The sequence below is a fragment of the Streptomyces sp. NPDC096136 genome (assembly GCF_044763325.1).
Lineage (GTDB): Bacteria > Actinomycetota > Actinomycetes > Streptomycetales > Streptomycetaceae > Streptomyces.
Genome location: NZ_JBIWFZ010000021.1, coordinates 1 through 21,776, shown reverse-complemented (window position 1 = coordinate 21,776; position 21,776 = coordinate 1). Strand labels below are relative to the sequence as shown.

Sequence of the window (21,776 nt, the reverse complement as noted above, 5' to 3'; positions counted from 1 at the left end):
TAGCGCGTCTGCCATTCCGCCACCCGGACCGGGTGTGTGCGTCCCGGCCTCGCGGCCGTTCCGACGTGGAAAACATTACCAAACAGTCCGGGGTCCCCGATCACACCCCTCCGGCCGGTGGACGGCCCTTGGGGAGAGCGGCCCCGGGCGGGAGGATGGGAGCCGGCCGGTACGTGATCTACGGGAGGAATCAGCGTGAGCGCAGCGGGCGCGGGCAAGACCGTCTCGGGCCAGGACGAGGTCGTCGACCTCTGCCGGGACCTCATCCGGATCGACACCAGCAACTACGGGGACCACTCGGGCCCCGGCGAGCGCAAGGCGGCCGAGTGGGTCGCCGAGAAGCTCGCCGAGGTCGGGCTGGAGCCCCAGATCTTCGAATCGCACAAGGGCCGCGCCTCGACCGTGGCGCGCATCGAGGGCGAGGACCCCTCGCGGCCGGCGCTGCTGATCCACGGGCACACCGACGTGGTCCCCGCCAACGCCGCCGACTGGATGTACGACCCCTTCTCGGGCGAGATCGCCGACGGCTGCGTGTGGGGCCGCGGCGCGGTCGACATGAAGGACATGGACGCGATGACGCTGGCCGTCGTGCGCGACCGCATGCGCAGCGGGCGCAAGCCCCCGCGCGACATCGTGCTGGCGTTCCTCGCGGACGAGGAGGCGGGCGGCACGTACGGCGCCCGGCACCTCGTGGACAAGCACCCCGGGCTCTTCGAGGGCGTCACCGAGGCCATCGGCGAGGTGGGCGGCTTCTCCTTCACGGTGAACGAGAACCTCCGCCTCTACCTGGTGGAGACCGCCCAGAAGGGCATGCACTGGATGCGGCTCACGGTGGAGGGCACCGCGGGCCACGGCTCCATGACCAACAACGACAACGCGATCACCGAGCTGTGCGAGGCCGTCGGACGCCTCGGCCGCCACACCTGGCCGGTCCGCGTCACCAAGACCGTCCGGTCCTTCCTCGACGAGCTCTCGGACGCGCTCGGAACCCCGCTCGACCCCGAGGACATGGACGCCACCCTCGCCAAGCTCGGCGGGATCGCCAAGATGGTCGGGGCGACGCTGCGCAACTCGGCCGCCCCGACGATGCTCGGCGCCGGCTACAAGGTCAACGTCATCCCCGGCCAGGCCACGGCGCACGTGGACGGCCGCTTCCTGCCCGGCTACGAGGACGAGTTCTTCGCGGACCTCGACCGGATCCTCGGCCCGCGGGTGAAGCGGGAGGACGTGCACGCGGACAAGGCCCTGGAGACGGACTTCGACGGCCGGCTCGTGGACGCCATGCAGGGCGCCCTCAGGGCCGAGGACCCGATCGCGCGCGCCGTCCCGTACATGCTCTCCGGCGGCACGGACGCCAAGTCCTTCGACGACCTCGGCATCCGCTGCTTCGGCTTCGCGCCGCTCCAGCTGCCGCCGGAGCTGGACTTCGCGGGCATGTTCCACGGCGTGGACGAGCGGGTCCCGGTCGACGGCCTGAAGTTCGGCGTGCGGGTGCTCGACCGCTTCATCGACAACGCCTAACGCCGGGGATTCGGGAAGGTGTGCGGATTCCACTGAGAAGAGTGAATGCGCTCATACGCTCGTAGCCCCGGTGATCCCTCCTCGTTACAGGTGGTGCGGTCCGCGGCTGGGACCGCATTGCCTACTAGGAGGAACAATGCTCAAGAAGGTTGTCGCCGCTGCGGCTGCCACCGGTGGTCTGGTTCTCGCGGGCGCCGGTCTCGCCGCCGCCGACGCGGGTGCCCAGGGTGCGGCCATCGGCTCCCCCGGTGTCGCGTCCGGCAACGTCGTCCAGGTTCCCGTGCACGTGCCGGTCAACGTCTGCGGCAACACCGTGAACGTGATCGCCCTGCTGAACCCGGCCTTCGGCAACACCTGCGTCAACGCCTGACGCTTCTGAAAGTTCTGGCCCCGGAGCGCAATCCAGCGCTCCGGGGCCGCCGGGCATCAGGGCCCGGAATCCAGACGGGTCGGCGTGGCAGGCGGGGGAGCCCGTACACAGCCTGTGCGCCGCGCGAACGCACACACCAGGGGACGAGAACAGATGCGACGACCGGTCCAGGTCACGAGGAAGACGCTGATCACGATGGCGGCGGCGGGAGGCGTCCTCGCACTCGGCGGCGGCTACGCCCAGGCGGACTCCGGCGCCTCCGGGCACGCCGCGAACTCGCCGGGCCTCCTGTCCGGGAACAACGTGCAGGCGCCGGTGGACGTACCGGTGAACGCCTGCGGCAACAGCGTGACGGTGGTGGGCGGTCTGAACCCCGCCTTCGGGAACCGCTGCGCCAACGCGTCGGGCGGGCCGCAGCACCCGGGCCACCCCGGACACCCGGGCAACCCGGGCACCCCGGGCCACCCCGGCAACCCGGGCGGCGGAGGCGACGAGGACTGCGACGACGAGCCGGAGCACCCCGGGCACCCCGGCGGCGGCAACCCGGGCAACCCCGGTACGCCGGGCGGCCACACCCCGGGCGGCGGCAACCCCGGTACGCCGGGCGGCCACACCCCGGGCGGCGGCAACCCCGGCACCCCGGGCGGGCACACGCCGGGCGGCGGGAACCCGGGCACCCCCGGCGGCCAGACGCCCGGAAACCCGGGCACGCCCGGCGGCGGGAACCCCGGCACCCCGGGCGGCCAGACGCCGGGTACCCCGGGCGGGCACACCCCGGGCGGCCCCGGCACCGGCACGCCCGGTACCGGTACCCCGGGTACCGCCGGCTCCGGCACGAGCGGCACCACCACCCCGGCCGGACACTCCACCGGCACGCCGGGCGCGGGCCTCGCAGAGACCGGCGCCGGCGCCGCCATGACGGCCGGACTCCCGCTCGCGGGCGGACTGCTGCTGGCCGGCACGGTGCTCTACCGGCGCGCCCGCAACTCCGCCTGACACCACCCCGCCTGACGCAGCACCACGGCGCGGGCCCCGGCCACCGGGGCCCGCGCCGCCGCGTTCACGGCCCGCGGGACGCGCGGCCGGCCGCGCCCGCCGGTGCGGCGGGTCACCAGGTCGCTCTGACCTGGCGGATGATCCGGCGGCGGAGCCGCGCGCGACGGCTGCCGTCCCGGTACAGGGTCAGGCGGTCGAGCTCCCAATGCCCGTACTCCGCATGGTCGGTCAGCAGGCGGGTCGCCTCCTTGCGGGGGGTCCCGCGGGGCACGTACACGTCGACGAATTCGTATTCCGGCATCGCATCTATTGTGCGGGCACCGGCCCGCTACGGATAGCGTCTGCACTATGTCTGATGCCGCTCTGCCCACTGTTGCCGAGGTACGCGCCGCCGCCGAGGCGGTCAAGGCCGCTCTCGACCGTCACCTCGCCGCGGTCGAGAGCAGGATCGGGGACGAGGACCCGGCCGTCTACGCCGCCTTCAACGAACTCGCCGCCGCCGCCGAGGAGTACGACGAACTCCTCTACGACCGCTACGACGAGGTCACCCCCTTCGAGATCCCCACCCCCGAGACCGGGGCCCGCTACACCGGCCCCGCCGAGCCCGCCGCGTTCAGCGTCCTCATCCGCCGCGACTACGCCGTCGTCGAACCGGCCCGGCTGATCGCCCAGGCCGAGCGCGTCGCCGCGCACGACCGCGACGCCGAACTCATCGACGACGGCGGAACCGGCGGGGCGCTCGGGGTGCTCTTCGGGGAGTACGAGGCCGACGAGATCGCCTCCCGCTCCAAGGAGTTCGGCCTGGAGGAGGGCGACTCCACCCTCTGGATCGCCGCGCTGGAGGAGGCCGCGGAACCGGGGGACTGGCTCGGCTCGCCCTTCGGGCAGACCGATCCGCAGGACGTCCTGCACCGGTTCGACGTGAGCTCCGTCTTCGACGAGGACGCGGACTACTTCGAGGACGACGACGCCGACGGCGAGGAGCGCCCCGCCGCTCCGTCCGGACTGACCCCGGCCTGAGGCCGTGCCACGCCGCCCGCGCCCGCGAGGGAGCGGGCGGCGCGGCGCCGGGCGGGTTCCTACGCCTGCTCGTGCTGGGCGGCCGCCAGGGCCCGCAGCAGGCCCGTCAGACGGGTCGTGCGCGGCTTGGGCGGCACCTGGGCCACCGCGTGCGCCAGCGCCTGCTCGACGCCGTGCACCACGGACAGGTGCCGTTCGGCCCGCCCGAACGCCGTGTACACCCAGTCCCGGGACAGGGCCTGCGCCGCGTCCCCCGGCAGTACGACGACCACCGCCGGCCAGCGCGAGCCGACGGCCTGGTGGGCCGTCACCGCCCAGCCGTGCCGCACCCGCGACTCCACCCGGTCCTTCGGTACGACGATCCGCGCGCCGGCCGCGTCCAGGTGCAGCCCCTCGGCGTCGGCCGACACCACCCGGGCCGGCAGGGCCCGTCCGGGCGCGGGCACGTGGACCACCCGGTCGCCCGGGTCGAAGCCGCCGAACCGGCCCGGTCCGGGGTTGAGGCGCTCCTTGAGGGCCGCGTTCAGCGCCCGGGTCCCCGCCGGGCCGCCGTGGCCCGGGGTGACGACCTGCACGGCCTCCGCCGGGATGCCGAAGGCGCGCGGCACCGAGTCGGCCACCAGCTGCACGGTGCGGTGCACGGCCTCGCCGGCGTCCCGCACGGGCACGATCACCACCTCCTTGCCGGGGGCTTCCACCTGGTTCAGCTCCCCGGCGCCGATCCCCGAGACCAGCTCGCCGAGCGGTCCGGGGTCCGGGGTCCGGGACACCACATGCGGGAAGGCGCGGGCCGCCAGCACGTCGGCGAACACCCGGCCGGGGCCCGCCGAGCCGAGCACCCCGGGGTCCCCGGAGAGCACCAGCCGGGCCCCGTCCGGCACCGACTCCACCAGGGCGGCGGCCGTCTCCACGTCCAGCTGCGGGGCGTCCAGGACGACCAGCAGGTCCAGCTCGAAGCGGCCGTCGGCGTCCCGGCCGGGGGCCCCGGTCCCCGCGAGCAGCTCCGCCACGGTGACGGCGCCGGGCGCGGGGGAGTGCGCGGCCAGGACGGCGCGCAGGCCCAGCCCGCGGGCGGCCTCCAGCAGCGCCCGCGGTTCGGCGCGGGCCGCCTCGCCGCCGGAGTGGGTGACCAGACCGGCCCCGGCGACCGCCCGGACCAGCTCGGCACCCGGCCCGGAGGCCGCCCCGGACCAGTCGGCGGGGCCCGTGACGGTGGCCGCCAGCCGGGCCAGGCCGTCGGCCAGGCTCTCCTCCGCCAGGGCGTGCTCCTCCAGGCCGACGAGGACGCGGACGGGCTGCTCCTCGTCCTCGGCGGCGGGCTCGCCCAGCGGTTCGTGGAACACCAGCACCGCGCCCTCGCCGATCGCCGCCTCCAGGGTCGCGCCGGGGGCCGGCACCCCGTACTGGGCCAGGGCCTTCTCCAGCACCGGGGCCTCCAGGGCGGTGTGGCCCCGCTCGGCGGCCTGGGCCAGCAGCCAGTCCAGCAGGGCCGCGCCGCGGCGCTCGTCGGCGGGGCCGGCCGCGGGGCCCAGCAGGGCCTGCGCGAAACCGTCCGCCTGGGTCGGGCGCACCCCGGGGACGGCCAGCAGCCGCCAGGGGTCCTGCGACAGCCGCTCGGCCGCGCCCTCCCCGAGGGCCTCGGCGGCCGGTCCGGCCAGGGCCTCCGGCGCCCCGCCGCGCGCCAGTACGGCCCGCACCGCCCCGACGTCCCCGACGGGGCGCTCGGCGGGCCGCGGGCGGGGCGCCGGCGGGGGAGCGGGAGCGGCCCTGCGGGGCGCGGTCGGAGCCTCGTCGAAGGTGAGCGCGGGCGCCTTGGCCCCGCTCTCCACGGCCCGTACGGCGGCCAGCAGGTCGGCGGCCCTGCCGCTGAGCTTGCCGCCGGCGTCGACGGGGTGCTCCCGCTCGGCCTTCCGGCGGGCGATCCGCTCCCGCTCGACCCGCTGCGCGGCGAGCTCGGCCTGCGCCTCACTGACCGCGGGCGCCGCCCCCTCGCCGCCCCCAGCCTCCGCCCCGACCCCGCCACCCTCGGCCGCGTCTTCGCCGACCGTGCCGTCCCCGGCGTCCTCGGACTCGGCCGCGTCTTCGCCGGGCACGCCGTCCTCGGCCTCGGCCCCGGCCGTGCCGTCCTCGGCCTCGGTCTCGGCTTCGCCGGGCTCGCCGTGTTCGGGCTCCGCCCGGGTCGTGCCGGCCGTGCCGTCCTCGGGCTCCGTCCCGGTCGTGCCGACCGTAACGGCTTGGGGCTCCGCCCCGGCGTCGCCGGGCGTGTCGGGCTCTGCCTCAGCCTCGCCGGGCGTGCCGTCCTCGGTTTCCGCCCCGGCTTCGCCGGTGGCGTCGTCCGGCTCGGCTTCGGTGGACGGTTCCGGCGTTCCGGCCGGTTCGGGGTCTCCGGGTTCGCCGGGTGCCCCGGTCTGCGCGGATCGCCCGGTCTCGGCGGGGGTGTCGGCGGCCGTGGGGTCCGGTTCTCCGGGGGTGGTCGGGGTGGCGGTGCCGGGCACGGCCTGGTCCGGCTCCGGCCCGGCCGCGGGCTCGGCGGGGGCGGCTTCGGGGTCCGTGCTCACAACGTGCTCCAGTCCTGGTCGGGGTAGCGGTGCACGGGCGCGGACACGTCGTCCAGCGCCCGGCGGATCTCCTCCGGAAGACTAAGGGCCTCCACCGACAGCGCCGCCCCGAGCTGCGCCGACGTCCGCGCGCCGACGATGGGCGCGGCGACCCCGGGACGGTCGCGGACCCAGGCCAGGGCCACCTGGAGCGGGGTCACCGCCAGGCCCTGGGCGGCCGTGACGACCGCGTCGACGATCCGGCCCGCCGCCTCGTCCAGGTACGGCTCCACGAAGGCCGCCAGGGAGGCCGACGCGCCCCGGGAGTCCGCCGGGGTCCCGTCGCGGTACTTGGCGGTGAGCACCCCACGGCCCAGCGGGGAGCAGGGGAGCAGGCCGACGCCCAGGTCCACGGCCGCCGGCAGCACCTCCCGCTCGACGCCCCGCTGGAGCAGGGAGTACTCCATCTGGGTCGAGGCCAGCCGGGTCCGCACCCCCGGGGCGGCCAGCTGCCAGGTCGCGGCCTTCGCCAGCTGCCAGCCGCTGAAGTTCGACACCCCCGCGTACCGGGCGCGCCCGCTGGAGACGGCCAGGTCCAGTGCCTGGAGGGTCTCGTCGAGCGGGGTCTGCGGATCGAAGGCGTGGACCTGCCACAGGTCCACGTGGTCGGTGCCGAGGCGGTCCAGGGAGTCGTCCAGCGCCGCCAGCAGGTGCCCGCGCGAGCCGTCGAAGCGCCGGTCCGGGTCCGGGACGCTGCCCGCCTTGGTCGCGATCACCAGGTCCCGGCGCGGGACGAGGGAGCCCACCAGCCGGCCCAGGAGGTACTCCGACTCCCCGCCCCCGTACACGTCGGCCGTGTCGACGAGCGTGCCGCCCGCCTCCCAGAACGTCTTCAACTGCTCGGCGGCGGCTTCCTCGCCGGTGTCGCGGCCCCAGGTCAGGGTGCCGAGGCCGATCCGGGAGACGCGCAGTCCGGTGCGGCCGAGATGCCTCTGCTCCATGACCGCTGAGACTACTGGGGCACTGCCGCGAGGCCGTCGGGCGCGCTAGAGTCCCTGCGCAGACCTACGTTACTGAGCGGTAAACCGGCACTTCGTAAGGGGACGACACATGCGGCTCGGCATCAATCTCGGCTACTGGGGTGCGGGCATGGACGCCGACAACCTCGCCGTCGCCCAGGAGGCCGACCGCCTCGGCTACGACGTCTGCTGGGCGGCCGAGGCCTACGGCTCCGACGCGGCGACCGTACTGGCCTGGGTCGCCGCCCAGACGGAGCGGATCGACGTCGGCTCGGCCATCTTCCAGATCCCGGCCCGCCAGCCCGCGATGACGGCCATGACCGCCGCCACCCTCGACTCCCTCACCAAGGGCCGCTTCCGCCTCGGCCTCGGCGTCTCCGGCCCCCAGGTCTCCGAGGGCTGGTACGGCGTCAAGTTCGACAAGCCGCTCGCCCGGACCCGCGAGTACGTGGAGATCGTCCGCAAGGCCATGAGCCGCGAGCGCCTCAGCTACGAGGGCGAGCACTGGACCCTCCCGCTGCCCGGCGGCCCCGGCAAGCCGCTCAAGCTGACCGTGCACCCCGAGCGCCCGCACATCCCGCTCTACGTCGCCGCCATCGGCCCCAAGAACCTGGAGCAGACCGGCGAGATCGCCGACGGCGCCCTGCTGATCTTCCCGGCCGCCGAGCACCTGGAGGAGACGGCCCTGCGCCACATCCGCGCGGGCCGCGAGAAGGCCGGGCTGACCATGGACGGCTTCGACGTCTGCCCGACCGTGCCGCTGGCCGTCGGCGACGACGTGACCGCCCTCGCGGACATGTTCCGCCCCTACACCGCCCTGTACGTCGGCGGCATGGGCAGCCCCAAGCAGAACTTCTACAACCAGCTCGCCCAGCGGATGGGGTACGAGAAGGAGGCCGCCGAGATCCAGGCCAAGTACCTGGGCGGTGACAAGGACGGCGCGGCCGCCGCCGTCCCGCACTCGCTGATCGACTCCACCACCCTGCTCGGCTCCGTGGAGCGCATCGCCGACGGGATGCGGGCCTACGCCGACGCCGGGGTCACCACCCTCACGCTGGCCCCGGCCGGATTCACCCTGGACGAGCGGCTCACCGCCCTGCGGGCCGGCACCGAGGCGCTGGAGCTGGCCGGACTGGCCTGACGCGCGCGGGGACCCGCAGGGCCCGGAAGGGCTCAGCGGCCGTGGTGGGGGCTCGGGGGGTCTTCCCCGCCACGGCCGACACAGCGAACAACGCGCGGCCCGCCCGCGGGGTTACGCCCCGCGGCCCGGGCCGCGGTTTCGTTCATTCGGCCGAGTCCCGCGACCCCAGGGTTGCCCGCCCGACCCATCCGCATTTGACTCGTTCCATGCTCTCTGCGCGCAGCCTGTTCCAGGAGATCGTCGACCACGACGACTCCTTCCAGCTGTTCTGCTCCATCGCCGCCAGCGGGGAATCGCAGGGCGGCTGGGAGAACGCCAGGATCGCCGCCCTCGTCCCCGGCACCCTGCGCGACCTCGCCCCCAAGATCACCCGGCACGGCGCCGACGAGGACAAGCACGGCCGCATCTTCCGCGCCCTGCTGCGCAGGCGCGGCCTGCCCGCCGTCCCGGTCCCGCCCGAGACCGACTACACGATGCTCCTCGAACGGCGCGGCATCGGCCTCGCCCACGACAAGCTGCGCCGCGAGGAGCCGCTGAGCGAGCGGGACGTCCTCGTCTACCTCGCCCACAGCCGGGTCACCGAGCAACGCGCCGCCGACCAGATGACGCTGCTCCTGCGCCACTTCGGCGACCACCCCGAGATCGGCAGGGCCGTCAGGGTCATCAGCCACGACGAGGACAACCACCTCGCCTACTGCCACGAGGAGCTGCTGCGCCTCGCGCGCCGCGGGCACGGCCCGGCCATCCAGCGGCTGCTGCGCGCCAGCGCCCTCGCGGAGATCGCCGTCTACCGGGACGTCAGCCGCGCCGTCATGGACCACATGGGACGGCTGCTGCGCTGGCCCGCGCCCAAGCGGGCCGCGCTCTCCGCCGGGATCGGGGCCGTGTACGCGTACGAGCGCTTCAGCGGCTGGCACCGCATGATCGGGCTGCGCCAGCCCGGGCGCCCGGACCCCCTGGGCGGCCGGCCCGTGCCCGCCCCCGGACCCGCCTAGGAGCCGGCGGCCCTCACAGCCAGCCGCGCCGCTTGAACATCCGGTGCAGGCCCAGGCACAGGCCCACCATCAGCACCAGCACCGCGGGATAGCCCCACCACTCACCGAGCTCCGGCATGTGCGAGAAGTTCATCCCGTAGATCCCCGCCACCATCGTCGGCACGGCCGCCATGGCCGCCCAGGCGGAGATCTTGCGCATGTCGTCGTTCTGCCGGACCCCCATCTGCGCCAGGTGCGCGGCCAGCGCGTCCGACAGCAGCCGGTCCAGCCCCTCGATGTACTCGTTCGCCTTCGTCAGGTGGTCGGCGACGTCCCGGAAGAACGGCCGGGCGTGGTCGTGCACGAAGGGCACGTTCCCGAAGGCGAGCCGGTCCATCGGCTGGAGCAGCGGGCTCGTCGCCCGCCGGAACTCCAGCACCTGCCGCTTGAACCCGTAGATCCGGGCGGCGGTGTTCTTGGTGTCCGCGGTCTGCGGGGCGAAGACCTCCGCCTCCAGTTCCTCCAGGTCCGCCTGGAGCTCGGCCGCCACCTCGATGTAGTGGTCCACCACCGCGTCGGACACCGCGTACAGCACCGCCGTGGGCCCGTGTCGCAGCACCTCCGGCTCGTGCTCCAGCCGCCGGCGCACGGCCGCCAGCGCGGCCCCCTCGCCGTGCCGGACGGTCACCACGAACGAGTCGCCGATGAACAGCATCAGCTCGCCCGCGGTCACCACGTCCGTGTCGTCGTCGTACAGGACCGGCTTGAGGACGACGAACAAGGAGTCGTCGTACACCTCCAGCTTCGGCCGCTGGTGCGCGGTCAGCGCGTCCTCCACCGCCAGCCTGTGCAGCCCGAACTCGCGGCTGACGTGGGAGAACTCCTCCTCCGTCGGCTCGTACATGCCGATCCACAGGAAGGCGTCACCGGCCGAGCGCGCCAGGTCCAGGGCCTCCGAGAGGTCCCCCGGGGCCTCGGAGCGCCTGCCGTCCCGGTACATCGCGCAGTCCACAATCACGCCCGGCATTCTTCCCCCACCGCGGCCCGCCCGCACGCCGGCGCCACCGCTTAGGCTGCTCCCATGGCCACGCTGATCCTCGTACGACACGGGCGGTCCACCGCCAACACCGCAGGCTTGCTCGCCGGCTGGACCCCCGGGGTCTGCCTCGACGAGCGCGGCGCCGGACAGGCGGCCGCGCTGCCCGGACGGCTCGACGGGGTGCCGCTCGCGGCCGCCGTGTGCAGCCCGCTCCAGCGCTGCCGGGAGACCCTGGCCCCGCTGCTGGCCGCCCGCCCCGGCCTGCCGCTGCACACCGACGAGCGGATCGGCGAATGCCACTACGGCGACTGGTCGGGCCGCAAGCTGTCCGAACTCGCCGGCGAACCCCTCATGAAGATCGTCCAGCAGCACCCGTCGGCCGCCTCTTTCCCCGGCGGCGAGTCCATGCGCGCCATGCAGAACCGCGCCGTGGACGCCGTGCGCGAGTGGAACGCGCGGATCGAGGAGGAGCACGGCCCCGAGGCCGTCTTCCTCATGTGCTCCCACGGCGACATCATCAAGTCCGTCGTCGCCGACGCCCTCGGCATGCACCTCGACCTCTTCCAGCGGATCCACGTCGACCCCTGCTCGGTCACCGCCGTCCGCTACACCCCCACCAGGCCCTTCCTGCTGCGCCTCGGGGACACCGGCGACCTGGCCCCCCTGATCCCGGCCGCGGCCCCGCCCGCGGAGAACGCGGCGGAGGGCGGCGGCAACGCCGTCGTGGGGGGCGGCGCGGGCGCGGCCTGATCGGACGGCGCAGTAGGGTGGCAGGGCCAACACAGTGCGCAGCCCTGCCCCCGCCCCAGACTTGGAGACCGGTCGTGCCCCGTCAGGTGTTCCTTTACGACCCGCCGGACCGCTTCGTGGCGGGCACCGTCGGTCTGCCTGGACGTCGCACCTTCTTCCTCCAGGCCTCCCAGGGCCCCCGCGTCACCAGTGTCTCCCTGGAGAAGACCCAGGTCGCGGCGCTCGCCGAGCGCATGGACGAACTGCTGGACGAGGTCGTCCGGCGGACCGGCGGCAACGCTCCCGTCCCGGCCGTCGCCTCCACCGAGGCGGCCGACACCGCCCCGCTCGACGTCCCGGTCGAGGAGGAGTTCCGCGTCGGGACGATGGCCCTCGCCTGGGACGGCGAACAGCAGCGCATGATCGTCGAGGCCCAGGCGCTCGTCGAGCTCGACGTCGACTCCGAGGAGGACCTCGCCGAGGCCGAGGAGCGGCTGCTCCAGGACGAGGAGAACGGCCCGCCCATGCTGCGCGTCCGGCTCTCCGGCGCCCAGGCCCGGGCCTTCGCCAAGCGGGCCCTGGACGTGGTCAACGCGGGCCGCCCGCCGTGCCCGCTGTGCAGCCTGCCCCTGGACCCCGAAGGACACGTGTGCCCCCGCCAGAACGGGTACCGGCGCCAGGTGTGAGCGCCGTGACCCCGATAGAGGAGCTGCTCACCCGCGGTGAGCTCACCGTCCGCGGCCGGATCGCCGAGGCCTCCAACGCCGTCCTGCTGTGCACCGTGTCCTACGAGGGCCGCAGCGCGGAGTGCGTCTACAAGCCGGTCAAGGGCGAGCGGCCGCTGTGGGACTTCCCCGACGGCAACCTCGCCCGGCGCGAACGCGCCGCCTACCTCGTCTCCGAGGCCACCGGCTGGGGGCTCGTGCCCACGACCGTGCTGCGCGACGGCCCCTACGGAGAAGGCATGGTGCAGCACTGGATCGACGCCGGAGAACAGCCGGAGCCGGGGCTGCTCGCGCTCGTGGACGGCGAGGAGGCCGGGGAGGGCTGGAAGGCGGTCGCCCTCGCCGAGGTCGGGGAGGGCCGCACGGCCCTGCTCGTCCACGCCGACGACCCCAGGCTGCGCCGGCTCGCCGTCCTCGACGCCGTGATCAACAACGGCGACCGCAAGGGCGGCCACCTGCTGCCCGCCCCCGACGGCAGGCTCTACGGCATCGACCACGGTGTGACCTTCCACTCGGAGGACAAGCTGCGCACCCTGCTCTGGGGCTGGGCGGGGGAGCCCCTGACCGGCGAGGCGCGGTCGGTGCTGGCCTCCCTGGAGGCCCAGCTGGCCGAGGACGGCCCGCTCGCCACCCGGCTGGCCGAACTGATCACCCCCGCCGAGCTGGCCGCCGTAAGGGCCCGCGTGGCCCTGTTGCTGAGCAGCGGGACGCACCCGGAGCCGTCCGGGCAGTGGCCGGCGATCCCCTGGCCGCCCGTCTGAGCAGGGCGGCCGCCCGACGGGGGCGAACGCACAGTTCCGGCCGGAGCGCAAGGGTGTCGATCAAGCCAACAGTGCGGCTCCCATTCGTTTCCGGAACAGTCGTCCGGTTAGGCTCGAAGCATGCATGCCTGGCCCGCTTCTGAGGTCCCCGCCCTGCCCGGCAAGGGCCGCGACCTCCAGATCCACGACACCGCGACCCAGGGGACGGTCACCCTCGACCCCGGTCCCGTCGCCCGCCTCTACGTCTGCGGCATCACGCCGTACGACGCGACCCACATCGGTCACGCGGCGACCTACAACGCGTTCGACCTCGTGCAGCGCGTGTGGCTCGACAACAAGCGCCAGGTCCACTACGTCCAGAACGTCACGGACGTGGACGATCCGCTGCTGGAGCGGGCGCTGCGCGACGGACACGACTGGACCGAGCTCGCGGAGCGCGAGACGGCCCTCTTCCGCGAGGACATGACCGCCCTTCGGATGCTGCCCCCGCAGCACTACATCGGCGCCGTCGAGGCCATACCCGGCATCGTGCCGCTGGTCGAGCGGCTGCGCGACGCGGGTGCCGCCTACGAGCTCGACGGCGACATCTACTTCTCGGTGGAGTCCGACCCGCACTTCGGCGGGGTCTCGCACCTCGACGCGCAGGCGATGCGGCTGCTGTCCGCGGAGCGCGGCGGCGACCCGGACCGCCCGGGCAAGAAGAACCCCCTGGACCCGATGCTGTGGATGGCCGCCCGCCCGGGCGACCCGAGCTGGGACGGCGCCTCGCTGGGGCGCGGCCGTCCGGGCTGGCACATCGAGTGCGTGGCCATCGCCCTGGAGCACCTGGGCATGGGCTTCGACATCCAGGGCGGCGGCTCCGACCTCGCCTTCCCGCACCACGAGATGGGCGCCTCGCACGCGCACGCGCTGACGGGCGAGTTCCCGATGGCCAAGGCGTACGTCCACGCGGGCATGGTCGCCCTGCACGGCGAGAAGATGTCGAAGTCCAAGGGCAACCTGGTCTTCGTCTCCGCCCTGCGGCGCGCCGGGGTCGACCCGGCGGCCATCCGCCTGGCGCTGCTCTCCCACCACTACCGGGCCGACTGGGAGTGGACGGACGCGGTCCTCGCTGAGGCTGAGGCCCGCCTGGCCCGCTGGCGCGCGGCCGTCTCCCGCCCGGACGGGGTCCCGGCGGACGGGCTGGTGGAGGAGGTCCGCGAGGCCCTCGCCCACGACCTGGACGCCCCCGCGGCCCTCGCGGCGGTGGACCGCTGGGTCGAGCGGCAGCTCGCCTCCGACGAGACGGACGAGACGGCCCCCGGCCTGGTCTCCCGCACGGTGGACGCCCTCCTGGGCGTGGCCCTGTAGCAGGGGCGGGGCGGGGCCGGTTTCCGCTGTGCGGAGCCGTCTCCCCGCCCCGCCGTTCCACCGTTCCCCGGGGCTCCGCCCCGGACCCCGGTACGTGCGCATCGCGCCCGTGCGCTCAAACGCCGCGCGGGGTCTGGGGCGCAGCCCCGGGGTCCGGGCCGACTAGGCCCCGGGGGAATCGTCCTCCGGCTCGTCCGGCTCCGGCGGCGCGGCCGGAGGCTCCTCCGCGGAGGGGTCCGGCTTCCGCTTCGGCGCCCGCGGCCCCGCGGACGTGTCCCGCAGGTACGACCCGTCCGAGGGCCCGTCGGCGGACGAAGGGTCCCGCCGCCGCAGGTACCGCTCGAACTCCCGCGCGATCGCGTCGCCCGACGCCTCCGGCAGGTCGGCCGTGTCCCGCGCCTCCTCCAGCGTCTGGACGTACTCCGCCACCTCGCTGTCCTCGGCGGCCAGTTGGTCCACGCCCAGCTGCCACGCCCGCGCGTCCTCCGGCAGTTCCCCGAGGGGGATCCGGATGTCGATCAGGTCCTCCAGCCGGTTCAGCAGCGCCAGCGTCGCCTTCGGGTTCGGCGGTTGCGACACGTAGTGCGGCACCGCCGCCCACAGCGACACCGCCGGAACGCCCGCGTGCGTACAGGCCTCCTGGAGCACGCCCACGATCCCCGTCGGGCCCTCGTACTTGGTCTCCTCCAGGTCCATGGTCCGCGCCAGGTCCGGGTCCGACGTCACCCCGCTGACCGGCACCGGCCGGGTGTGCGGGGTGTCCCCGAGGAGCGCGCCGAGGATGACGACCATCTCCACGCCCAGCTCGTGCGCGAAGCCGAGCAGCTCGTTGCAGAACGACCGCCACCGCATGGACGGTTCGATGCCCCGCACCAGCACCAGGTCGCGCGGCTTCGCACCGCCGATCCGGACCACCGACAGCCGGGTCGTCGGCCAGGTGATCTTCCTGACCCCGTGTTCCAGGAACACCGTCGGGCGGTTGACCTGGAAGTCGTAGTAGTCCTCGGCGTCGAGCGCCGCGAAGACCTCGCCCTTCCACTCCCGGTCCAGGTGCGCCACCGCACCGGAGGCGGCGTCACCCGCGTCGTTCCAGCCCTCGAACGCGGCCACCATGACCGGGTCGATCAGCTCGGGCACGCCCTCAAGCTCGATCACCCAGGTCTCCTTCCGAAGTTCCTTGTGTACGTGGGAAAGCCTAAGCCTTGTGGGGTCGGCCGCCACAGCCCACGACAGAGGGGCGGTTCCCCTCGGAACCGCCCCTCTTCCCCACCTGCGTGCGAGCTATGCCTTGCGGGCCAGCATCTCCTCGACGCGGGCGCGGACGGACTCGTCGTCCAGGCCGCGGACGGTCACCGTCGTACGGCGGCGCAGCACGTCGTCCGCGGTCTCGGCCCACTCGTGGTCGCGGGCGTAGGCGACCTGCGCCCAGATCTCCGGGCCGTCCGGGTGGATGCGCTCGGCCAGCGCCGGGTCCTCGTTCGCCAGGCGGGCGATGTCGAAGGCCAGCGAGCCGTAGTGCGAGGCCAGGTGGCGTGCGGTCAGCGGGTCCATCCGGGCGCCGGGCTCGCGGTCCACCAGCAGGCGGTGCGCGACGGCGTTCGGGTTGGCGACGCCGGGCAGCGGGACGCGGCGCACGAGGGACTTCACCGGCTCCATGTCGTCGGTCAGCGGGCTGCCCGGGAGCTTGGCGAGCTTGTCCATGACCACGCGGCCGATGTGGCGGTACGTGGTCCACTTGCCGCCGGCCACCGACAGCATGCCGCCCGCGCCCTCGGAGACCACCGTCTCGCGCTTGGCCTTCTCGACGCCGCCGGGGCCGCCCGGCAGCACGCGCAGGCCGGCGAAGGCGTACGTCATCAGGGAGCGGTCGAGGTCGGCGTCCTTCACGGAGAAGGCCGCCTCGTCGAGGATCTGCTGGATGTCGGACTCGGTGGCGCGCACGTCCGCCGGGTCGCCCTCGTAGACCTCGTCCGTGGTGCCGAGCAGGAGCTGGTCCTCCCACGGCAGGGCGAAGGTGATGCGGTACTTGTCGATCGGGGTGGCCATGGCGGCCTTCCACGGCGACTTGCGCTTCATGACGATGTGCGCGCCCTTGGAGAGGCGGATCGACGGCAGCGCGTGCTTGTCTTCCATGCGCCGCAGGTGGTCCACCCACGGGCCGGTGGCGTTGAGCACGACGCGGGCGTCGACGCCGAACTCGGTGCCGTCGAGGCGGTCCTTGAGCTCGGCGCCCGAGACCCGGCCGCGCGTCATGCGCAGGCCGGTGACCTCGGCGTGGTTGAGGACGACCGCACCCGACTCGACGGCCGCGCGGACCGTCATGACGGCCACGCGGGAGTCGTTCATCTGGTGGTCGTAGTAGACCGCGACGGCCTTGAGGTTGTCGGTCTTCAGGCCGGGGTTGTCGGCGACGGCACGGGCCGGGGATATGACCTTGCCCATGCCGTCGCCGAAGGCCGAGAGGGCGGAGTAGGCGAAGACGCCCGCGCCCAGCTTGGCCGCACCCACCGGGCCGCCCTTGTAGACCGGCAGGTAGAACGTGAGCGGGTTGACCAGGTGCGGGGCCACGTCCTTGGCCAGCACCCGCCGCTCGTGGTGGTTCTCGGCCACCAGCTTGACCGCGCCGGTCTGCAGGTAGCGCAGACCGCCGTGGACCAGCTTCGAGGAGGCGGAGGAGGTGGCGCCGGCGAAGTCGCCGGCGTCCACCATGGCCACCCGCAGACCCGACTGCGCGGCGTGCCAGGCCACCGAGGTGCCCAGGATTCCACCGCCGATGACCAGCAGGTCGTACGTGGCCTTGGCCAGCTGCTCACGGGTCTCGGCGCGGCTCGGGTTCGAGCCGGCGGTCGGGTGCGTGCCCAGTGCGGGGACGCTCTGCAGGGTGCTCATGTCTCTTCAGCTCCTCGTCATTTCGACAGCTGGTGGGGTCAGCCGGCGTTCTCTTCGTCGATCCAGCCCATGGACCGCTCGACGGCCTTGAGCCAGTTCTTGTACTCGCGGTCCCGCTGCTCGGCGGGCATCCGCGGGGTCCACTCCGCCGCGCGGCGCCAGTTGGCGCGCAGGGCGTCGGTGTCCGGCCAGAAGCCGACGGCCAGGCCGGCGGCGTAGGCGGCGCCGAGGCAGGTGGTCTCGGCGACCATCGGACGGACCACGGGGGCGTCCAGGAAGTCCGAGAGCGTCTGCATCAGCAGGTTGTTGGAGGTCATACCACCGTCGACCTTGAGGGCCGCCAGCTCGACGCCGGAGTCCTTGGTCATGGCGTCGGTGATCTCGCGGGTCTGCCAGGCGGTGGCCTCCAGGACGGCACGGGCGATGTGCGCCTTGGTGACGTACCGGGTGAGGCCGGCGATCACACCGCGGGCGTCGGAGCGCCAGTACGGGGCGAACAGGCCGGAGAAGGCCGGCACGAAGTACGCGCCGCCGTTGTCCTCGACGGAGGAGGCCAGGGTCTCGATCTCGGCCGCGGACTTGATCAGGCCCATCTGGTCGCGCATCCACTGGACGAGCGAGCCGGTGACGGCGATGGAGCCCTCCAGGGCGTAGACCGGCTTCTGGTCGCCGATCTGGTAGCCGACCGTGGTCAGCAGGCCGCTGTAGGAGTTGATGATCTTGTCGCCGGTGTTCATCAGCATGAACGTGCCGGTGCCGTACGTGGACTTGGCCTCGCCCTCGGCGAAGCAGGTCTGGCCGAAGAGGGCCGCCTGCTGGTCACCGAGCGCCGAGGCGACCGGAACACCGGCGAGGACGCCGTCCTTGACCTGGCCGTAGACCTCGGCGGAGGACTTGATCTCGGGGAGCACGTTGAGCGGGACGCCCATCGACTCGGCGATCTTCTCGTCCCACGCCAGGGTGTGCAGGTTCATCAGCATGGTGCGCGAGGCGTTGGTGACGTCGGTGACGTGCACGCCGCCCTGGGCGCCGCCGGTGAGGTTCCAGATGACCCACGAGTCCATGGTGCCGAAGAGGATGTCCCCGGCCTCGGCGCGCTCGCGCAGGCCCTCGACGTTGTCGAGCAGCCAGCGGACCTTCGGGCCGGCGAAGTAGCTCGCCAGCGGCAGGCCGGTCTCGCGGCGGAAGCGGTCCTGGCCGACGTTGCGGCCGAGCTCCTTGCACAGGGCGTCGGTGCGGGTGTCCTGCCAGACCAGCGCGTTGTGCACCGGCTCGCCGGTGTGGCGGTCCCACAGGACGGTGGTCTCGCGCTGGTTGGTGATGCCGACGGCCTTGACGTCGGCGGCGGTGAAGCCCGGAATGTCCTGGGCGGCCTTGGTGATGGCGCCGGCGACGACCTCCTGGACGTTGGTCCAGATCTCGGTGGCGTCGTGCTCGACCCAGCCCGGCTTCGGGAAGATCTGCTCGTGTTCCTTCTGGTCGACGGCGACGATGCGGCCGTCGCGGTCGAAGACGATGCAGCGGGAGGAGGTGGTGCCCTGGTCGATCGCGGCGATGAACGGGCCGGTGCTGCTGGTCATGGTGGCTGCTCCTGGCAGGTCTGTTGAGTAGGCGGAATCAGGAGGGCGGTGCGGATCTTACGAACGCGGCCGAAGCTGATCAGGCGAACGCGATGTTGTACAGACCGCCGGCGAGCGCGGCACCGACGAGCGGGCCGACCACCGGGATCCAGGAGTAACCCCAGTCCGAGCCGCCCTTGCTGGGCAGCGGGAGCAGGGCGTGGACTATGCGGGGACCGAGGTCGCGGACCGGGTTGATGGCGTAGCCCGTGGGGCCGCCCAGCGAGAGGCCGATGCCGACGACCACGAAGGAGGTGATCAGGACGCCGATGACGCCGAGGCCCTTGCCGTCGTCCTGGAGGCCCTGGGTGAGGATCGCGATGACGAGGACGAAGGTGCCGATGATCTCCGTGGCGAGGTTCTGGACCACGTTGCGGATCTCGGGGCCGGTCGAGAAGATGCCGAGCACCGGGCCGGCGACGTCGTGCGGGTGCGGGTCCTCGGGACCGAGCTTGGCGTCCTTGATGTTCTCGGGGTCCGCCAGGTGGGCGCGGAACTGGCCGTAGTACGTGATCCACATCAGGACCGCGCCGAGCATGGCGCCGAGCAGCTGGCCCGCCAGGTAGACGGGGACGTCGCCCCACTCGCCGGTCTTGACGGCTATGCCGACGGTGACCGCCGGGTTGAGGTGCGCACCGGAGAGCGGCGCGGAGACGTAGGCGGCGATCAGGACGGCGAAGCCCCACCCGAAGGTGATCGCGAGCCAGCCCGCGCCGCGGGCCTTGGAGCTCTTGAGCGTGAGGGCGGCGCACACGCCGCCGCCGAGCAGAGTGAGCAGGGCGGTACCGATGGTCTCGCCGATGAAGATGTCGGAGCTGGACACCCGCGACTCCTTTGTCTTACGTCCAGGGGTGGGCGGACACCGGGTCCCTCCGGTGGGTCCGCACACTCGGTGAGTGCTTCACCGGTCCATGGCCTCGCCCTAGCCTAACGCGTATTGCCGGTAGGTGTTCGACAATGCCGACCGATGAACGGCAGTTTTCCGCCTGGATTCAGAACGCGTCAAGGCCTGACCAGGTCAAAGAACCGGATCGTTACCACTCGGTACGATCGCCCAAATCAAGCCAATGGCCGGGCCGGAAACGACGAGGTCCACCCGAATGGCGCGGGACGCGGCCATGGGGTGGACCAGATGGATCAGGTCAAGCTCAGAACCGGCCTGCTCCGAGGTCGCGCGAAACCGACCGCGCGCAGTCCCGTACGGAGGCCACCAGGGCCGGACGGGGCTCGCCGGACTCCCCGCAGACCCGCTCCACGGCGCCCGCGACGGCCACCGCGCCGACCGGCATCCGGCGCCGGTCGTGGATCGGCGCCGCCACCGAGGCGATGCCCTCCCAGGTCTCCTCGACGTCCGCCGCCCAGCCGCGCGCCCGGGTCAGGTCGAGGACCTCCTCGAAGCCCGCCGCGTCGGTCACCGTCCGGGGCGTGAACGCCTCCCGCTCGGCGTCCAGGGCCTCCGTGTGCGCCACGGGGTCGTAGGCCGACAGCACCTTGCCCAGGGCCGTGGAGTGCAGCGGCTGCATGGCCCCCACCTCCAGCACCTGACGGCTGTCGTCCGGCCGGAACACGTGGTGCATGATCAGCACCCCGCTCTTGTGGAGCACGCCCACGTACACGCTCTCGCCGCTCGCCCGGGCCAGGTCGTCCGTCCACACCAGCGCGCGGGCGCGCAGCTCGTGGACGTCCAGGTAGCTGTTGCCCAGGCGCAGCAGCTCCGCGCCCAGCTGGTAGCGGCCGGAGGCGGGGTCCTGCTCCACGAAGCCCTCGGCCTGGAGCGTGCGCAGGATCCCGTGCGCCGTGCCCTTGGCCAGCCCCAGGGCGGACGCCACGTCCGAGAGTCCCAGCCGGCGTTCCCCGCCGGCCAGGAGCCGCAGCATCGCAGCGGCTCGTTCGAGCGACTGGATGTTCCGTGCCATCGCGCAGCCTCCTGCTGACGTAGTTCGACAATGCTGAACACTATCGGTCGATGCCGACCTCGTGCATGGTTGGGTGTTTTCCGGTGTGCCGCCGACCAGCGCACCCGTCCGTGGGACCCCCGCGCACAGAATGCAGTCCGCCACGTGGGACGCCCTCACCGGGGCGGGTGCTGCGCGGTTACCCTGACCGCGTGCACCCCTGACACAGCGGGGGTGCAAAGCCGACAGCCGTCGCATCCCAGGGAGCTCAACCATGGCCTCGTTGCCGAACCCGCCCGCAGACACCCAGACCCGGGCCGATGCCCTCCGAGAGGCGCTCGCGACCCGCGTGGTCGTCGCCGACGGAGCCATGGGAACCATGCTCCAGGCACAGGACCCCACCCTGGAAGACTTCCAGCAGCTCGAAGGCTGCAACGAGGTCCTGAACCTCACCCGCCCCGACATCGTCCGCTCGGTCCACGAGGCGTACTTCTCGGTGGGCGTGGACTGCGTCGAGACCAACACCTTCGGCGCCAACTACGCCGCCCTCGCCGAGTACGACATCCCCGAACGCAACTTCGAGCTCTCCGAGGCCGGTGCCCGCATCGCCCGCGAGGTCGCCGACGAGTTCACCGCCTCCACCGGACAGCAGCGCTGGGTGCTCGGCTCCATCGGCCCCGGCACCAAGCTGCCCACCCTCGGCCACATCGGCTACGCCCAGATCCGCGACGCCTACCAGGTCAACGCCGAGGGCCTGATCTCCGGCGGCGCCGACGCGCTGCTCGTCGAGACCACCCAGGACCTCCTCCAGACCAAGTCCTCCATCATCGGCGCCCGCCGCGCCATGGAGGCGCTCGGCGTCAGCGTCCCGCTGATCTGCTCCGTCACCGTCGAGACCACCGGCACGATGCTGCTGGGTTCGGAGATCGGTGCGGCGCTGACGGCGTTGGAGCCGTTGGGGATCGACATGATCGGTCTGAACTGTGCGACGGGTCCGGCGGAGATGAGCGAGCACCTGCGCTATCTGGCGCGGAACGCGCGTATTCCGCTGTCGTGCATGCCGAACGCGGGTCTGCCGGTCCTGACGAAGCAGGGCGCGCACTACCCGCTGTCGGCGTCGGAGCTGGCGGACGCGCAGGAGACGTTCGTCCGGGAGTACGGGCTGTCGCTGGTGGGCGGTTGCTGCGGTAC

At 73.3% G+C, this 21,776-nt stretch carries 20 protein-coding genes; 11 read left to right on the top strand and 9 right to left on the bottom strand.

Features of this window, described 5'->3' with window-relative positions; translation table 11 throughout:
- The first annotated feature begins 195 nt into the window (after window positions 1-195).
- From ACIRBY_RS31215 to ACIRBY_RS31205, 3 genes are all read left to right on the top strand, one after another.
- Entirely contained in the window at window positions 196-1,521 is a 1,326-nt protein-coding gene (locus ACIRBY_RS31215) for a M20/M25/M40 family metallo-hydrolase (RefSeq protein ID WP_403906923.1), read from the top strand.
- A 136-nt stretch (window positions 1,522-1,657) separates the two neighbouring features.
- Entirely contained in the window at window positions 1,658-1,891 is a 234-nt protein-coding gene (gene chpH, locus ACIRBY_RS31210) for a chaplin ChpH (protein WP_042816431.1), read from the top strand.
- Between the two features lie 153 nt (window positions 1,892-2,044).
- Window positions 2,045-2,887: a chaplin gene (locus ACIRBY_RS31205; RefSeq protein WP_403906920.1), complete on the top strand. Its 843-nt coding sequence runs from the start codon at window positions 2,045-2,047 to the stop codon at window positions 2,885-2,887.
- Window positions 2,888-2,999: 112 nt separating this feature from the next.
- Here the strand turns inward: ACIRBY_RS31205 and ACIRBY_RS31200 are convergent, their stop codons facing one another.
- Window positions 3,000-3,188 carry a DUF5703 family protein gene (locus tag ACIRBY_RS31200; protein WP_045950166.1) on the bottom strand — a complete coding sequence of 63 codons (189 nt, stop codon included), beginning with the start codon at window positions 3,186-3,188 and terminating at the stop codon, window positions 3,000-3,002.
- Window positions 3,189-3,235: 47 nt separating this feature from the next.
- On the opposite strand from ACIRBY_RS31200, the gene ACIRBY_RS31195 reads away from it, so the two are divergent.
- Window positions 3,236-3,907: a hypothetical protein gene (locus ACIRBY_RS31195; RefSeq protein WP_403906918.1), complete on the top strand. Its 672-nt coding sequence runs from the start codon at window positions 3,236-3,238 to the stop codon at window positions 3,905-3,907.
- 59 nt (window positions 3,908-3,966) lie between these two features.
- Here ACIRBY_RS31195 and ACIRBY_RS31190 read toward each other — a convergent pair whose 3' ends face one another.
- Both ACIRBY_RS31190 and ACIRBY_RS31185 read right to left on the bottom strand, forming a co-directional pair.
- A complete protein-coding gene (locus ACIRBY_RS31190) occupies window positions 3,967-6,465 on the bottom strand; it encodes an ATP-binding domain-containing protein (protein ID WP_403906916.1) in 2,499 nt (832 codons plus the stop codon).
- Entirely contained in the window at window positions 6,462-7,445 is a 984-nt protein-coding gene (locus ACIRBY_RS31185; RefSeq protein ID WP_403906913.1) for an aldo/keto reductase, read from the bottom strand. The genes ACIRBY_RS31190 and ACIRBY_RS31185 overlap by 4 nt, the downstream gene beginning before the upstream one ends.
- A 109-nt stretch (window positions 7,446-7,554) precedes the next feature.
- Between ACIRBY_RS31185 and ACIRBY_RS31180 the strand changes: the two genes are divergently transcribed.
- On the top strand, window positions 7,555-8,604 hold the full coding sequence (locus tag ACIRBY_RS31180; protein WP_403906910.1) for an LLM class F420-dependent oxidoreductase: 1,050 nt from the start codon (window positions 7,555-7,557) through the stop codon (window positions 8,602-8,604).
- 206 nt (window positions 8,605-8,810) lie between these two features.
- Window positions 8,811-9,599: a ferritin-like domain-containing protein gene (locus ACIRBY_RS31175; protein WP_403906907.1), complete on the top strand. Its 789-nt coding sequence runs from the start codon at window positions 8,811-8,813 to the stop codon at window positions 9,597-9,599.
- Window positions 9,600-9,612: 13 nt separating this feature from the next.
- Here ACIRBY_RS31175 and corA read toward each other — a convergent pair whose 3' ends face one another.
- Window positions 9,613-10,605: a magnesium/cobalt transporter CorA gene (gene corA, locus ACIRBY_RS31170; protein WP_403906904.1), complete on the bottom strand. Its 993-nt coding sequence runs from the start codon at window positions 10,603-10,605 to the stop codon at window positions 9,613-9,615.
- A gap of 54 nt (window positions 10,606-10,659) precedes the next feature.
- Here corA and ACIRBY_RS31165 point away from each other — a divergent pair, with 54 nt between their 5' ends.
- The 4 genes from ACIRBY_RS31165 (at window position 10,660) to mshC (ending at window position 14,182) form a co-directional block, all read left to right on the top strand.
- Entirely contained in the window at window positions 10,660-11,367 is a 708-nt protein-coding gene (locus tag ACIRBY_RS31165; protein ID WP_403906902.1) for a histidine phosphatase family protein, read from the top strand.
- Between the two features lie 74 nt (window positions 11,368-11,441).
- A complete protein-coding gene (locus tag ACIRBY_RS31160) occupies window positions 11,442-12,032 on the top strand; it encodes a DUF3090 domain-containing protein (protein ID WP_403906899.1) in 591 nt (196 codons plus the stop codon).
- A 5-nt stretch (window positions 12,033-12,037) separates the two neighbouring features.
- Entirely contained in the window at window positions 12,038-12,832 is a 795-nt protein-coding gene (locus ACIRBY_RS31155; protein ID WP_403906897.1) for an SCO1664 family protein, read from the top strand.
- Window positions 12,833-12,952: 120 nt separating this feature from the next.
- Entirely contained in the window at window positions 12,953-14,182 is a 1,230-nt protein-coding gene (gene mshC / locus ACIRBY_RS31150; RefSeq protein WP_403906894.1) for a cysteine--1-D-myo-inosityl 2-amino-2-deoxy-alpha-D-glucopyranoside ligase, read from the top strand.
- A gap of 162 nt (window positions 14,183-14,344) precedes the next feature.
- On the opposite strand, the gene ACIRBY_RS31145 is transcribed toward mshC, so the two are convergent.
- From ACIRBY_RS31145 to ACIRBY_RS31125, 5 genes are all read right to left on the bottom strand, one after another.
- Window positions 14,345-15,337 carry a PAC2 family protein gene (locus ACIRBY_RS31145; RefSeq protein ID WP_403906892.1) on the bottom strand — a complete coding sequence of 331 codons (993 nt, stop codon included), beginning with the start codon at window positions 15,335-15,337 and terminating at the stop codon, window positions 14,345-14,347.
- A 126-nt stretch (window positions 15,338-15,463) separates the two neighbouring features.
- Window positions 15,464-17,071, bottom strand: a complete 1,608-nt coding sequence (locus ACIRBY_RS31140; protein ID WP_403906889.1) for an FAD-dependent oxidoreductase — start codon at window positions 17,069-17,071, stop codon at window positions 15,464-15,466.
- A 38-nt stretch (window positions 17,072-17,109) separates the two neighbouring features.
- Window positions 17,110-18,651, bottom strand: coding sequence for a glycerol kinase GlpK (gene glpK, locus ACIRBY_RS31135; RefSeq protein WP_403906886.1), 1,542 nt, complete (start codon window positions 18,649-18,651; stop codon window positions 17,110-17,112).
- Between the two features lie 79 nt (window positions 18,652-18,730).
- A complete protein-coding gene (locus tag ACIRBY_RS31130; protein ID WP_403906884.1) occupies window positions 18,731-19,513 on the bottom strand; it encodes an MIP/aquaporin family protein in 783 nt (260 codons plus the stop codon).
- 325 nt (window positions 19,514-19,838) lie between these two features.
- On the bottom strand, window positions 19,839-20,606 hold the full coding sequence (locus tag ACIRBY_RS31125; RefSeq protein WP_403906881.1) for an IclR family transcriptional regulator: 768 nt from the start codon (window positions 20,604-20,606) through the stop codon (window positions 19,839-19,841).
- A gap of 253 nt (window positions 20,607-20,859) precedes the next feature.
- Here ACIRBY_RS31125 and ACIRBY_RS31120 point away from each other — a divergent pair.
- Window positions 20,860-21,776: homocysteine S-methyltransferase family protein (locus ACIRBY_RS31120; RefSeq protein ID WP_403906878.1), on the top strand; the 917-nt coding region annotated here is incomplete at its 3' end.